This window comes from Streptomyces sp. NPDC001380 (genome assembly GCF_042895785.1).
Classification (GTDB): domain Bacteria; phylum Actinomycetota; class Actinomycetes; order Streptomycetales; family Streptomycetaceae; genus Peterkaempfera.
In genome coordinates, this window is the sequence record NZ_JBIAWP010000022.1 from 1 (window position 1) to 14,159 (window position 14,159).

The 14,159-nt window shown below is 76.4% G+C and carries 12 protein-coding genes; 6 read left to right on the plus strand and 6 right to left on the minus strand.

Features of this window, described 5'->3' with window-relative positions; translation table 11 throughout:
* The first annotated feature begins 221 nt into the window (after positions 1-221).
* A complete protein-coding gene (locus ACFY07_RS23205) occupies positions 222-422 on the plus strand; it encodes a hypothetical protein (protein WP_390871245.1) in 201 nt (66 codons plus the stop codon).
* Positions 423-824: 402 nt separating this feature from the next.
* Here ACFY07_RS23205 and ACFY07_RS23210 read toward each other — a convergent pair whose 3' ends face one another.
* Positions 825-1,073, minus strand: a complete 249-nt coding sequence (locus ACFY07_RS23210) for a hypothetical protein (RefSeq protein WP_390871247.1) — start codon at positions 1,071-1,073, stop codon at positions 825-827.
* A 700-nt stretch (positions 1,074-1,773) separates the two neighbouring features.
* Between ACFY07_RS23210 and ACFY07_RS23215 the strand changes: the two genes are divergently transcribed.
* A complete protein-coding gene (locus ACFY07_RS23215; protein ID WP_390871249.1) occupies positions 1,774-2,271 on the plus strand; it encodes a hypothetical protein in 498 nt (165 codons plus the stop codon).
* A 580-nt stretch (positions 2,272-2,851) separates the two neighbouring features.
* Here the strand turns inward: ACFY07_RS23215 and ACFY07_RS23220 are convergent.
* A complete protein-coding gene (locus ACFY07_RS23220; RefSeq protein WP_230747480.1) occupies positions 2,852-3,355 on the minus strand; it encodes an FBP domain-containing protein in 504 nt (167 codons plus the stop codon).
* 183 nt (positions 3,356-3,538) lie between these two features.
* On the opposite strand from ACFY07_RS23220, the gene ACFY07_RS23225 reads away from it, so the two are divergent.
* Both ACFY07_RS23225 and ACFY07_RS23230 read left to right on the plus strand, forming a co-directional pair.
* On the plus strand, positions 3,539-4,507 hold the full coding sequence (locus ACFY07_RS23225) for a pseudouridine synthase (protein WP_390871251.1): 969 nt from the start codon (positions 3,539-3,541) through the stop codon (positions 4,505-4,507).
* A 106-nt stretch (positions 4,508-4,613) separates the two neighbouring features.
* Positions 4,614-4,838, plus strand: a complete 225-nt coding sequence (locus tag ACFY07_RS23230) for a hypothetical protein (protein ID WP_390871253.1) — start codon at positions 4,614-4,616, stop codon at positions 4,836-4,838.
* A 95-nt stretch (positions 4,839-4,933) separates the two neighbouring features.
* On the opposite strand, the gene ACFY07_RS23235 is transcribed toward ACFY07_RS23230, so the two are convergent.
* The 3 genes from ACFY07_RS23235 to ACFY07_RS23245 are packed head-to-tail and all read right to left on the minus strand — an operon-like array spanning position 4,934 to position 9,328.
* A complete protein-coding gene (locus tag ACFY07_RS23235) occupies positions 4,934-6,343 on the minus strand; it encodes an extracellular solute-binding protein (protein ID WP_390871254.1) in 1,410 nt (469 codons plus the stop codon).
* Entirely contained in the window at positions 6,340-8,922 is a 2,583-nt protein-coding gene (locus ACFY07_RS23240) for a caspase family protein (RefSeq protein WP_390871256.1), read from the minus strand. Before ACFY07_RS23240 ends, ACFY07_RS23235 begins: the two co-directional genes overlap by 4 nt.
* Positions 8,923-8,929: 7 nt before the next feature.
* Positions 8,930-9,328, minus strand: a complete 399-nt coding sequence (locus tag ACFY07_RS23245; protein ID WP_390871258.1) for a hypothetical protein — start codon at positions 9,326-9,328, stop codon at positions 8,930-8,932.
* 382 nt (positions 9,329-9,710) lie between these two features.
* On the opposite strand from ACFY07_RS23245, the gene ACFY07_RS23250 reads away from it, so the two are divergent.
* Together ACFY07_RS23250 and ACFY07_RS23255 are read left to right on the plus strand one after the other, a co-directional pair.
* A complete protein-coding gene (locus ACFY07_RS23250; RefSeq protein WP_390871260.1) occupies positions 9,711-10,454 on the plus strand; it encodes an HAD family hydrolase in 744 nt (247 codons plus the stop codon).
* Complete coding sequence (locus tag ACFY07_RS23255) at positions 10,451-12,796, plus strand: glycoside hydrolase family 65 protein (RefSeq protein WP_390871262.1); 2,346 nt, start codon at positions 10,451-10,453, stop codon at positions 12,794-12,796. Before ACFY07_RS23250 ends, ACFY07_RS23255 begins: the two co-directional genes overlap by 4 nt.
* Before the next feature lie 75 nt (positions 12,797-12,871).
* Here ACFY07_RS23255 and ACFY07_RS23260 read toward each other — a convergent pair whose 3' ends face one another.
* On the minus strand, positions 12,872-14,119 hold the full coding sequence (locus ACFY07_RS23260) for a DUF4032 domain-containing protein (protein ID WP_390871264.1): 1,248 nt from the start codon (positions 14,117-14,119) through the stop codon (positions 12,872-12,874).
* Between the last annotated feature and the right edge of the window lie 40 nt (positions 14,120-14,159).

Below are 14,159 nucleotides of genomic sequence, written 5' to 3' on the forward strand. Positions count from 1 at the left end.
GACACCTCGCTCAACCGCCCGGGAGCCTCGTCCGTTCTGCACCCCTCCAGCGCTGCTCGGACGTCACCCGATCGAGCCCCCGCTGAAACGGCTCAATGATCGCAAACGTTGCAGTGGAAAACCTCGAAGACGCGATCCCCCTCTACCAGGAATTGGCCGGGGAAGCGGAAGTCCACCGATTCCCGTTCCGCGAGCTCGAATTGGCACTGGTGGGGCCCTTCTTGCTCTACTCAGGCCCGCTGGAGAAGTACGTCTCGCAGAACGGGACCGTCCTCGTCGGCTCCCTGACCCCCGTTCTCGACGCACTCGGCAAAGCGGGCGCCGAGATCCTTGAAGCACCCAACGAAGTACCCAACGGCACCAGGATCGTCGCCCTCCACCCGGACGGCTCCGTCTTCGAGTACATGCAGCTCCGCGCCTGAGCCCGAATCCACCGGTCGGTGACTGCGGCGGGATGGGGATGATGCAAAGAGGTGCCTGCCGAGCCGGGAGGGTGGAAGTTCCCTGCGCTTCCGTCCGCCCGACCGGCACGGCACCTCGCAGGTGAAGTCCTCGCACAGCCCCGCCGTGACCTCCGCCGCGCTCGACGAGGCGACCTCGATTCGTCGGAGCGGTCGAGAGGTAGACGATCCTGCCGGTTCACCCCTTCCGTCCCTCGTGATCGCGGGCGGGATCCTCGCGTGTCGTTGCGGCTGCGCCCGGGTTCCACTGGCCCCCGGGCGCTGCGGTGGCCTCCTTCCCGGTCCTCGTCGAAGTGGTGCCGGTGACCAGTCCAGGGCGGGCAGTCGGCCGAGGCGCGTCCGGGAGACGGCGAAGGCGTCGCGTCAAGGCAGGCCGCGGGACAGGGTGAGCCAGCAGCGGCAGGCATGCCGGGCCGGCTTCGCCGGGAGGCGGTGGAGGCCGCCGCGCATCGTGTCCGGTTCGGCGGCGAGGCCGTCGATGTCGTGCAGACCGAACAGTCGGGTCCAGGCGTCGAGGCCGGCGGCAATGGCGCAGGCGAGCATCCACGCCCGGTCGACCTGCCAGTCCTGGCTGGGCAGCTTCCGCAGGCCCATCGCCTTGCTGCAGCGCACCCGGCCTTCGACCCGTGCGGCAGCACCCTGCCCAGCGTGCCGGTCAGCCCCGTCCGGCCGGCACACCGGCGCAGCAGCGCGGTCCCTGCATGTCCGACCACGCCCTTGCCGCCGACCTTCACCGACAACCGCTCGTCCCACCCGACGGCCTTCACCCGGAAGGTGCCCTTGCCTGCGTACCGGATATGAACTCAATACTCACATCCTCGCAGGTCACGGGCACCTTCTACGGATTCCCCCCAGATCATCCCTCCAGCTGAACAGCCGAGGTTGATCACGACTCGATACGCGGCCTCAGGTCCTGCACGTCCGCATGCGGGCATGCAGGGCCTGAGGCCGAACTTTCTCCTTCGCGCCGCACGCCGAGCAGACCTGCGAGGCGGGCTCGAAGCAGCCGACACGGGGGAAGGTGTGCCCGTACCGGGCTGCCCGGGGAGCGGCTCCCCCGCCGACCTTCGAGCCGGGTCGCTCTCGCAAGAGCGGAGGCGGCCCTGGCTCCGAGGGTGTTTTCCGGCCGTTCCGCGAGCGGGGCCGAGCAGGGGTTCGGGCGCCGTGCCCGATGGGGGGCGGCGGGGGCCCGGCCGGTTCTTGCGCAACTTTCTGCAAGTTGCTGCAAGAAATTGCAGAGCGGCCTAGGGTCGTCGTGACGCCGGGGGACCACCGGCGGACCGGGCACGACCGACCCAGGAGGAGCACTCCCATGCGCAGCTCGACCGCACGACGTTTCGCGGGCCTCGCGGCAGCCGCAGCAGTCACCGCGGCCGCAGCCCTCACCGCCGCACCGGCGCAGGCCAGCCCCCGGGCGCAGGCCGCCCCGGCGGAGACCGCCACCGCGGAGCCGACCCCCGTGCAGAGCGCCACCGCGGAGCCGGCCCCGGACCCGACCGTCACGGCGGAGCCCACGCCCGCGCCGACGCCCACCGCCACCGCCACCACCACCACCACCACCACGGAGCCGACGCCGACGCCGACGGCGGAGCCGACACCGACCGCGACCCGGGCTCCGTCCTGCGTGACCTGGGCCGAGAGCTGGCGGTACACCCTCGTCACCAACGGCTGCGCGGAGCACCACACCCTGAAGATCGAGCAGACCGACGGCACGGTCAGCCCCTGCCGGGAGGCCGATCCGGGCGACGTCATCACCTTCGCGGGCTACGGCTTCAACGCCAACCACGTGGTGGCCGTCGAGCTCTGCTGAGCCGCACCCGGCTGCGCACCGCGCGGACGAGCGGCGAGCGGCGAGCGGTCCAGGACGGCGATCCCCGCCACGGCCGGCGCGACGCCCGGCCCCCCGGACGGCGGGCGCGCCCGCCGAGGGAGCCGGCCGCCCGCGGAGGACGGCCGCGCCGACCAGCACGCTGCCGACCGGCTCCAGGGTGTCGACCACGGGCAGAGCGAGGGCCGGCGAACCGGCCTGGAAGGAGCTCCGGGCGAGCAGCGGCCCGAGGACGCCGACGGGGAGCAGCGCGTACGGCTCCCAGCGGCCCAGCACCCCGGGGCCCTCGTCGCGCGCCAGGACCGCGGTGCTCCTCATGAGGCCGTCCGGCAGGGCGAAGCAGAGCCCGGCCGCCGCCGCGTACAGGAGGGTGCGCGCCCGGCCGCCGCCGGCGCGGTGGCGGCGGCCTCCTGCCGGAGCGCGGCCGCCACCGCGAAGCAGAGGGCGGCCGGGAGCGCGGCCGGCACGACGAAGCCGGCGGCCATGGCCCCGGCATGCCGCCGGACCCGCCCGGCGCCGGGTCCGGCGCGCGGGCGGCGAGGCGGGTCCGGCGCGGCCGGCGCTACGCCGCGGCGAGGACCTGGTCGAGGAAGGCGTGCAGGTTGTCCGTCATGCGGGCGACCTGCTCCTCCACGGTCAGCGTCTCCTCGTACCGGGCGCCCAGGCCGGTCCGCCGCTTCCCCCGCACGTAGAGGGGGCAGGCGAGGTCGGCGCAGAGGTACGTGCCGACGGTGTTGCCCTGGCGGCCCGCGGCACCGGCCCGGGGCGCGGCGAAGAGGGAGACGCCGGATCCGGGGTGGGCGGTGACGCAGACCGAGCAGACGGTGGTCCTCAGCAGGCTCCGGCGGGCGCCCTGCGGGGCGCGCAGCACGACGCCGGTGAGGACCCCGCGGTGTTCGGCGGCCAGGTAGCCGCGGTCGGGGGCGCCGGGGTCGCGCCAGCCGAGGAAGTCGAGGTCGGCCCAGGGCAGGGACGCGAGGTCGCGGGGCACCCACAGCCTGCGCGCCTCGCCCTTGGAGCAGTTGACGAAGGATCCTCGGAGGTCGTTCTCGTCGAGCGGGGTCATGGGGTCGGAACCTAACACCGGGCGGCACCGGTGTCGCCCGGATATCGGACGGCCCGCGCCAGCCGGCACCGGTCGGACATCGGCCGGCCCGGGTGTCCGCCCGGGTGTCCGCCCGGGCTCCCGGCCCGGGCGCCCGGGCGGCAACGCGCCCTCCGGTCCGGGGCCCGTAGGCTTGCGGGCGAGATGAGACGCAAGCCCCGGGTGCCGCAGGCACCGCTGCCGCAGCGCGACGGGATCGACCCCGTGCGGTTGCGGCTGCCCGCCGAGGGCCCGTGGGCCACGGTCCGCGACCACCTGGTGGACCGGCTGCCCGCGGTGGCGCCGGGGCGGATCGACGCGATGCTGCGCGAGCGGGCCTTCGTCGGTGTGGACGGGCCGCTGGCCCCGGACGCGCCGTTCGTGCCGGAGGCGTACGTCTGGTTCCACCGGGAGCTGCCCGCCGAGGTGCCGGTGCCCTTCCCCGTCGAGGTGCTGCACCGGGACGACGCCCTGGTGGTGGCCGACAAGCCGCACTTCCTCGCCACCACGCCGCGCGGCCGCCACGTGACCGAGACCGCGCTGGCCCGGCTCCGCCGCGACCTGGGACTGCCGCTGCTCAGCCCGGCGCACCGGCTGGACCGGCTCACCGCGGGGCTCGCCCTGTTCGTGGTGCGGCCGGAGCTGCGCGGCGCGTACCAGGCGCTCTTCCGCGACCGCCTGGTGCACAAGGAGTACGAGGCGGTGGCCCCGTACGACGCGGGGCTGGCGCTGCCGCGGACGGTGCGCAGCAGGATCGTGAAGGAGCGCGGCGTGATCGCGGCCTACGAGGTCCCCGGCGAGCCCGACAGCGAGAGCCGGGTCGAGCTGCTGGACCGCCGCGGCGGCCTCGCCCGGTACCGGCTGCTGCCCGCGACCGGCCGCACCCACCAGCTGCGGCTGCACATGAGCGGCCTGGGCGTGCCGATCCTGGGCGACCCGGTGTACCCGGTGGTGCTGCCCGAGCCCGCGCCGGACGACTTCACCCGGCCGCTGCAGCTGCTGGCCCGGGTCCTGGAGTTCACCGACCCGCTGACGGGGGTGCGGCGCCGCTTCGAGAGCCGGCGGACGCTGGAGGCGTGGCAGGCGTACGGGACGTGGGCGGCCGGCCGCGGCGGGGCGGGCGCCCCCGCGTGACCCGCCGCGCCCCCGCGGACGCGGCGGCGCCCCTGGACGCGGCGGCACCTTGGGCGAGCGGCCGGACGCCCGTGACCGATCGGCCGCCCGGGGCGTTGAGCGGGGCATGAAGAAGCGCAGCATGCTCGCCGTCGCGTCCCTCGCCGTCGGCGTGGTCGCCTCCCTGACCGCCCCGAGCGCCGCCCACGCGGCGGAGCGGACCGGCCCCGCCGGGGGGCCGGACGCCCGCACCGCCGCCGACGTCCTGGAGGGCGTCCTCGGCCACGGGGCCCCCGCCGGGCCCACCAGCAGCGCCGGCGGCCTCACCGTCACCCCGCCGGCCGGCCGCTGACGCACCGGCCCGCGGCGCCGCGCGGGACGGGTCGTGCCCCGTCCCGCCGGCCCGCCCGGCGGCACCGGCCCTGAGGTCCGCCCGGCGGCACCGGCTCAGTGGCCGGAGAGCGACCTGCGCAGCCGGTCGGCGAGGACCGTGGCGGCCGGTGCGGCGGGGGCGGTTCCGCGCAGCACCGCCGCGACGGTGTCCTGCACGTCCCGGGTGAAGGCCGCGTAGTAGGGCGTGGCGGGGCGGGCCCTGGCCCGGTCGAGGGAGTCCCTCAGCGCCGCCGTGTAGGCGGGGTCGGGTTCGGGGTCGCCCGGACGGCACCGGCCGGTGAGGGCGGAGGGGCGGGCGGGGGCGAAGCCGCCGGCGAAGAGGCAGCGCTCCGCCTGCGGGCCGGTCAGGTCGGCGACGAGCTGCTCGGCGAGGGCACGGTGGGCGCTGCCGGCGGCGACGGCGAGGTTCTGGCCGCCGAGGGCGGAGGCCCACGGCAGCCGCAGGACGCCGTAGTCGGCGCGTCCGGCCGCCGAGCGGTCCTCCGGCTTGTCCCGGGCGTCCTTCAGCTGCCCGTACGCGTAGGGCCAGTTCCGCAGGTAGAGGGACTCCCCGGCGAGGAAGCGGCGGAGGCTCGCGGACTCGTCGGCCCGCAGCGAGTCGGCGCCCAGCAGCGGCAGGCCGCCGCCGCCGTCGCGCCGGGCGTACAGGAGGCTGTCGAGGCCCGCCTGGGCGGCGGCGCTGCCGACGGCGACCCGGCCGCGGTCGTCGACGACCCGGCCGCCGCCCCGCCAGACGGCCTCCAGGGTGTTGACGGTGAGCCCCTCGTACTCCTTGAGCTGGGTGAGCAGACCCGCCCTGACGTGCTGCCCGGCGGGGAGGGCGCGCTCGGGCGAGCGGGCGAAGCGGGCGGTGGCGGCGGCCAGGTCGTCCCAGCTCCGGGGCGGGGGGTAGCGGTCGGGGGGGAGCAGGTCGCGGCGGTAGTAGAGCAGGCCGACGTCGGTGTTCCACGGCACGGCCCAGATGCGGCCGCCGCGGCGGGCGGTGCCGGCGGCGGCGGGCCAGGTGTCGTGGTCGAGGAGGTCGGCGAAGCCGCTGCCGTGCAGCGGCTGGATGAGTCCGCCGTCGGCGAACTCGGCGGTCCAGGTGACGTCGAGGTTGACCACGTCGTAGCGGCCGGTCCGGGACTGCAGGGCGGCGACGAGCTGGCTGCGCTGGCGGTCGGCGTCGTCGGAGAGCCGGACGATCCGCACCCGGACGCGGTTGCGGGCCGCCCAGTCCAGGATGAGCCGTCGGCGCACGCCGGTGCCGGAGAGGTCGCTGCCGGTGGCGACGGTGAGGGTCCGGTCCGCGGCGTCCGGCCCGGGCGCCGCGGGACCGGCGGGCGGGCCGGCCGGCGGCGTGCCGGTGCAGGCGGCGGCGGGCAGGACGGCGAGGGCGAGCAGGGCGGCGGCGGCCCGCCGCCAGGGACCGGGGCGCGGCCGCGGGCGGGGCCGGGTGCGTCCGGGGGCGGTGCTGCGGGTCACGGTCCCACCCTTCCCTTGGTCAGCCCCGCGACCATCCGCGGCAGCGCGGCGGCGAGGGAGCCGGAGGCGGCGCAGCCGCCGCCGGTGGAGGCCGCCGCGATCGCCTGGGCCTCGCGGGCGCAGCCGTAGGGGCGCATGGCGGCGACGATCACGGGGACGTCCTCCCGGGCGAGCCGCTCCTCCAGGCCGCGCAGCGCGGCGGCGCGCCCGGCCGCGGGCCGGTCGGGGAGCCAGTCGCCGTCGGTGACGAGCAGGACGGCGTTCTGCCGGTCACCGCCCGCGTCGTGGAGGGTGTCGAGCGCGCCGCCGAGGGCGCGGTAGAGGTCGGCGGTGCGGATCCCGGCGAGCCGCAGGCGGGGCAGGGCCCAGGAGGGCGTGTCCGGGACGGCGGCCCCGAGGGCCCGGACGTCGCGGACGCGGTCGGGGCCGTCCCCGGTGGGGAAGGTCCGCAGGCCGTAGACGTCGCCGGGGGCGAGGCGGCGCAGGGCGGACTCCACGGCGCGGGCGGCCTCCTGCAGCCGCCCGGCCTCGCCCATCGAGTCGGACACGTCGAAGAGGACCAGCAGCCGCAGGTCGGGGTGGGCCCGGCGGTACCGGTCGACGCGCACGTCGACGCCGTACGCGCTGAGCTCGCCGGGCGGTCCGGCGGGGGCTCCGTAGCCGGCCTGCGCCGTCCGGGCGCGCCCGTCCGGACCGGTGAGCCAGGCGCGGAAGCGGTCGGCGGTGTCGCGGCGGCGCTCCGCGTCGGCGGCGCCGGGCCAGGTGACGGGGACGAGGGGGTAGTCCAGGGCGGGGACGCCGCGCAGCGGGTGGCGGTCGAGGCGGCGGCCGGGCTCGCGGGCGGCGGACGGCACGGCGTCCGGGCAGCCGTCGCCGAGGGGCGCGCCCGCGTCCATGGCGTCGAGCTCCCGGGCGGAGACGAGGGCGGCGGTGTCGCCGTAGCCGCCGCGGGCGGGGTCGTAGCCGCGGCGGAGCTCGCACAGGGCCCAGTACCCGTCCTGTGCGGAGCGGCCCTGCCCGATGACGGTGCGCTCCAGGTCGTTGATCCGCCGGTCGGGCAGGAGGCGCTCGTCGTCGGAGACGGGGAGCGCGCCGGGGTCGCCGGCCGGGGCGCGGTAGAGGCCCAGGGTGTGGACGAGGCCGGTGCCGGAGACGGTGGGGTTGGGCCGCAGCAGCACGGGCGTCTCCTTCCGCGCGGCCCGCAGGCCGAGCCAGCGGTCGATCAGGCCCGGCCAGGAGGCGGGCGTGCCGTCCGGGCCGAGGCCGAGGGCGCGCCGGGCGCGGTCGGGCACGGCGAGGAGGAGGGGGCTGCCGGCGACGGACCGCCCGGTGCCGAGCAGGCCGCCGTAGCCCGCGGGGACCCGCCGCGCGACGTACTGCAGTTCGGCCGAGGACTGCGGGATCCACAGGTCGGGCTGGGGGCCGACCTCGGTGAGGGTGTCGCGGTCGGGGCTGTCCCAGGCCGCGGGGTCGGCGAAGGCCCGGGCGACCGCGTCGAGTCCGGCTCCGTAGACGGTGAGGTGGGCGGTGCGGCAGTCGCGGGCGTCGCCGGTGTCGCGGTGGTTGGCGGGCGAGCGCTCGTAGGCGTCGGCGACGCCGGACAGGGGGCCGGTCTCCTCCGGGGCGGTGAGGACGCGCATCTCCAGCGGCGGCGGGCACGGTCCGGGGCGCAGGGCGGAGCGGGCGGCGGCCCCGCCGGCGGCGAGCAGGCAGAGCGCCAGGGCGATGCCGAGCACGCGGCGGTACCGGGGCCGGCCGCGGCCGAAGAACCACTGCCAGGCGGAGGCGAGGTGGCCGGTGGCCCGCCGCAGCAGGCCGTGGAGGGTGGTGAGGGCGCGTCCCAGGTCGCCGGAGGGGCCGCGGGCGAGGGAGAGCACGGTGTCGCCGGCCTGGTGGGAGACCTCGGTGGGCGCCCAGGGGTAGACGGTGTCCGGCGGCTGGTGGACGCGGGAGAGGGCCTCCAGCTCCCGGCCGACGGCCTGGACGGTGGCGTGGCCGCGGGGTTCGGAGACGCCGTGGCGCAGCACGTGGACCAGCTGCTCGGTGAAGGGGGTCAGGCGGCCGTGGCCGGTGGAGACCTCCCGGTTGTGCGGGGAGGAGGTGAGCACGGCGAAGGGGCGGCGGGCGGGCAGGGGGCCGTCGAGGAGGTTGCCGGAGAAGCAGCAGTCGAGGATGAGGACGAACCGCTCGACGCGGGCGTCGGCGAGCTTCTCCAGCAGGTCGGAGCAGCGCACGGCGCTGTGGCGGGCGGTGTCCTTCGTGGAGCCGCCGACGGCGAGGAAGAGCTCGCCGTCGGCGTCGACGTAGCCGTGGCCGACGTAGTAGACGAGCAGCAGCTCCGAGGTGTCGGCGGCGGCCCGGTGGACGGCGGCGAAGACGTCGCCGGGCAGCTCGGGGTCGGACAGGACGGTGACGCGGCGCGGCAGGAGCAGGGCGTGCTCGCCGTCGCCGAGGGCGGAGCGGAGCTCGGCGAGGTCCTCCGCGGCCTGGGGCAGGTCGGGGAAGCCCTTGGCCGGGTAGGCGCCCGCGCCGATCAGGAGCGCGCGCGAGTCGGCGGGGGACGGGAGCCAGCCCGGCATGCCGCCGCTATCCGGGTCGGCCGTCCGTGTCCAGGCCCTGCAGGATCCGCAGGGCCATCGCCTCGAACTGCCCCTGGTCCATGTCCCGGCCGGTCAGGGTGACCGCTCCGCCGTCGCGCAGGCGGACGGTGAGGGTGCGGTCGGGGTCGGGCTGGTTGCGCAGGTGGCTGTGGAGGGAGCGGAGGAGGACGCCGACGAGGCCGGTCGCGGCGCCGGTGCCGAGGTTGACGACGATGTCGGCGAGCAGGCCCTGGACGGGCTCGCCGTCGTCCCGCGGCACGGTCCGGCGGGGCCGGTCGCCGAGGCCCTGTTCGCGCTCGCCGGCGAGCCACGCGTCCAGCGCCCCGACGGCGTCGGCGTTCGCTCCCGCCCCCTCGACGGAGATCAGCACCTCACCGGGCTCCATCGCCCCTCCCCCCTCAGGCAGCGGGGCCATCGTACGCTGACATACCGTCAACCTCCAGGCCTTGCAGGCACTGCACGCCCCGCCGCCGCCCGCGCTCCCCCGCCGCCCGGGCCGCCCCCGGCATCCCGTCCCCCGTCCCCGGTACGGACGGGCACCGCCCCGGGCGGGCGGATCGCGGGGAGGGCCGGCCGGGGGACGGGCACGGCCGGTGCGCGGACCGGCGGGGCGCGGACGCCCGGCGGGCTCCCTTCCCCCGGTTGCCGGGGGCCGGGTGCCGCCGAACCATGGGAGGGTGAGCCGCCCCCGCGCCCCCCGCCCGGACGGCGGACCGCCGCCCGGTCCGCCCGGCATGCGGTGCGCCCTGCCCGGGGAGGGGTGAGGCATGACGAAGCTGGGTCTCCCGGACGGCATCCGGGCCTGCCTGTTCGACCTCGACGGGGTGCTGACCAAGACCGCCGTCGTGCACGCGGCGGCGTGGAAGGAGATGTTCGACGACTTCCTGCGGCGGCGCGACGGCGACGGCTTCCGGCCGTTCGACGCGGTCGCCGACTACGACGAGTACGTCGACGGGAGGCCGCGCGCCGACGGGGTGCGCTCCTTCCTCGCCTCCCGCGGCATCGGGCTGCCGGAGGGCTCGGAGGACGACCCGCCGGAGAAGGACACGGTGCAGGGGCTCGGCCGGCGCAAGAACGACCTGGTGCTGGAGCGGATCCGCAAGGACGGCGTGGAGGCCTACCCCGGCTCGGTGCGGTTCGCGGAGGCGGTGCGGGCCGCGGGCCTGCGCACCGCCGTGGTCTCCTCCAGCGCCAACTGCCGCGACGTGCTGGTCGCGGCCGGCATCGAGCACCTCTTCGAGGTGCGGGTCGACGGCGTGGTGGCCAAGGAGAAGGGGCTGCCGGGCAAGCCGCACCCCGACACGTTCCTGGAGGGCGCCCGCGAGCTGGGCGTGGAGCCGGACGGGGCGGCCGTCTTCGAGGACGCGCTGGCCGGCATGGACGCGGGCCGCGCGGGGCGGTTCGGGTACGTGGTGGGCGTGGACCGGGCCGGCCAGGCGGACGCGCTGCGGAGGCACGGCGCGGACACCGTCGTCCAGGACCTCGGCGAGCTGCTGGAGGACCGGCGGTGATCACCCATCCCTCCTACGCCGTCGAGCCGTGGAGCCTGCGGGAGACCGAGCTCAACCTGGACGTGCTGCCGCAGAGCGAGTCGGTCTTCGCCCTCTCCAACGGCCACGTCGGCTGGCGCGGCAACCTCGACGAGGGCGAGCCGCACGGCCTGCCCGGCTCCTACCTCAACGGCGTCTTCGAGCTGCGGCCGCTGCCGTACGCGGAGGCGGGCTTCGGCTACCCGGAGTCCGGCCAGACCGTCATCAACGTCACCAACGGCAAGGTCATCCGGCTGCTGGTCGACGACGAGCCGTTCGACCTGCGGTACGGGCGGCTGCGCTCCCACGAGCGGGTGCTGGACCTGCGCTCCGGCCTGCTGCACCGCACCGTCGTGTGGACCTCGCCCGCCGGGCGGACCGTGCAGGTCCGCTCGACGCGGCTGGTCTCCTTCACCCAGCGGTCGATCGCCGCGATCGGCTACGAGGTGGAGCCGCTGGACTCCGAGGTACGGGTGGTCCTGCAGTCCGAGCTGGTCGCCAACGAGGAGCTGCCGGACACCGGCGGCGACCCGCGGGTCTCGGCGGCCCTGAGGTCGCCGCTGCGGCCCGAGGAGGACTTCGCGAAGGAGCTGCGGCTGCGGCTGCTGCACCGCACGGAGAACAGCGGCCTGCGGGTGGCCTGCGCCGCCGACCACGTCGTCAACGGGCCGGACACCACCCGCACCTCCGGCGAGAGCGGCCCGGACGTGGCCCGGCTCACCGTGACCTCGGTGCTGAAGCCGGGCCAGGCGCTGCGGGTGGAGAAGTTCGTCTCCTACGGCTGGTCGAAGGTCCGCTCGCGGCCCGCCGTCCGCGACCAGGTGGACGCGGCGCTCGCCGCCGCCCGCAGCACCGGCTGGCAGGGGCTGGTGGACCAGCAGCGCGGCTACCTCGACGACTTCTGGGCCCGGTCCGACGTGGAGGTGGAGGGCGACGCGGAGATCCAGCAGGCCGTCCGGTTCGCCCTGTTCCACGTGCTGCAGGCCGGTGCCCGCGCCGAGGAGCGGGCCATCCCCGCCAAGGGCCTGACCGGCTCCGGCTACGACGGGCACTCCTTCTGGGACACCGAGACGTTCGTGCTGCCGCTGCTCACCTACACCTCGCCCGACGCCGTGGCCGAGGCGCTGCGCTGGCGCCAGTCCACGCTGCCCGCCGCCCGGCAGCGCGCCCGCCAGCTGGGCCTGAAGGGCGCCACCTTCCCGTGGCGGACCGTCGACGGGCAGGAGTGCTCCGCGTACTGGCCGGCCGGGACCGCCGCCTTCCACGTCAACGCCGACGTGGCCGACGCGGTGGTGCGCTACGTCTCCTCCACCGGCGATGAGGACTTCGAGCGGGAGACCGGCGTGGAGCTGCTCGTGGAGACCGCGCGGCTGTGGCGGTCCCTGGGCCACCACGACCACCACGGCCGGTTCCACATCGACGGGGTGACCGGCCCGGACGAGTACAGCGCGGTCGCGGACGACAACACGTACACCAACCTGATGGCGCAGGCGAACCTGCGGGCCGCCGCCGACGCCGTGGAGCGCCACACCGAGCGGGCGGCGGCGATGGGCGTGGACGACGAGGAGACCGCCGCGTGGCGGGACGCCGCCGAGTCCATGACGGTGCCGTACGACGGGGCGCTCGGCGTGCACGAGCAGTCCGCGGGCTACACCGGCCACCAGGTGTGGGACTTCGCCGCCACGAAGCCGGACCAGTACCCGCTGATGCTGCACTTCCCGTACTTCGACATCTACCGCAAGCAGGTGGTCAAGCAGGCCGACCTGGTGCTGGCCATGTACCTGCGCGGCGACGCCTTCGACGACGAGCAGAAGGCGCGGAACTTCGCCTACTACGAGGCGCTGACCGTGCGGGACTCCTCGCTCTCGGCCTGCTGCCAGGCCGTGATGGCAGCCGAGGTCGGCCACCTGCGGCTCGCCTGGGACTACCTGGGCGAGGCGGCGCTGATGGACCTCAAGGACCTGGAGAACAACACCCGCGACGGCCTGCACATCGCCTCGCTCGCGGGCACCTGGATCGCGCTGGTGGCGGGCTTCGGCGGCATGCGGCACCGGGAGGGCGTGCTGTCGTTCGCGCCGAGCCTCCCGGAGAAGCTGGCGCGGCTGGCCTTCACGGTGATGGTGCGGGGGCGGCGGCTGCGGGTGGAGATCACCGACTCGGTCACCACCTACACGATGGTCGAGGGGGCGCCGCTGGAGGTGAACCACTACGGGCGGCCGGTCACCGTCTCGGACAAGGCGCCGCAGACGCTGCCGGTGCCCGCCCCGGCGGCCCGGCCGGAGCCGAAGCAGCCCCCGGGGCGGCGGCCGGGCCGCCGGGCCTGAGGCCGCGGCACCGGGCGGCGGCGGGCCGGGCGGACGGCGGGCCCGGCGGCGCACGCCGGGCGGGCGGCGGCGGGGTCACCCGTCCGCGGCGGCCGCCGCCGCCTGCGCGGCGGGGTCGGGCACGTGGACCAGGACGGTGCGGACGTAGTCGTCCACCGCGCGCTCCAGGCCCACGTCGCCCTCCTCCTGCTCGGAGAGGTACCAGCGGTGCTCCAGGATCTCGTGGTAGAGCTGCGCGGTGTCCATGCGGGCCCGCAGCTCCTCCGGCACCAGCCGCACGGTCGGCCGGAACACCTCCCGCACCCACCGGTGGGCGATCACCTCGCGGCTCGCGCCCAGCGGGTCGCCCGGCGCCCAGTCGTCCTGGTGGGCCGTGTAGGTCTCCAGGTCGTTGAGGAGGCTGCGGGCCTGGTTCTCCTCGGCGTCGAGGCCGGTCAGGCGCAGCAGCTGCCGCTGGTGGTGCCCGGCGTCGACGGCCTTGGGGAGGATCGTGACGCGGGCGCCGTCCGCGGAGTGCGCGATCTGCAGCTCGGCGACGTCGAAGCCGAGCTCGTTGAGGCGGCGGATGCGGTCGTCGATGCGGTGGCGGAAGTTGCGCGAGTACACGGAGGCGCGGGTCAGCTCGTGCCACAGGTCGCCGTACCGGGCGGCGAGCGCGTCGCCGAAGGCCACCGGGTCGACCGAGGGGTGCAGGGAGCCGCCCGCCTCCAGGTCCATCAGCTCGCCCGCGACGTTGACCCGGGCGACCTCGATGTCGTACGCCCGCTGCCCGTCGGAGAGCTGCGGCTGGAGCTGGCCGGTCTCGGCGTCGACGAGGTAGGCGGCGTAGGCGCCCGCGTCGCGGCGGAAGAGGGTGTTGGACAGGGAGCAGTCGCCCCAGGCGAAGCCCGCCAGGTGCAGCCGGACCAGCAGGACCGCGAGGGCGTCGAGCAGCCGGTTCACCGTACTGGGGCGCATCGTCGTCTCGAACATCGCCCGGTACGGCATGGAGCCCTTGAGGTGGTGGGTGATGAGCACCGGCTCCAGCGCCTCGCCCGCGCCGTCCGTGCGGCCGGTCACCACCGCGACCGGCTCCACGGCGGGGACGCCGAGCCGGGCCAGGTCGCGCAGCAGCCCGTACTCGCGCACCGCGTTGTACTCCCCCACCTCCTTCACCGCGACCACCTCGCCGCCGGCGCGGGCGAACCGCACCACGTGGCGGGAGATGCCGCGCGGGAGGGAGACGAGGTGCCCGGCCGGCCACTCCTCCAACGGGAGCCGCCAGGGCAGCTCCAGCAGGAGGCCGGGGTGGTCGGGCGAGGCGGCGGTGATCTGGAAGGCCATGCGGACGAGTGTGCGGCATCGGCCCGCCCGCGGGCATCCG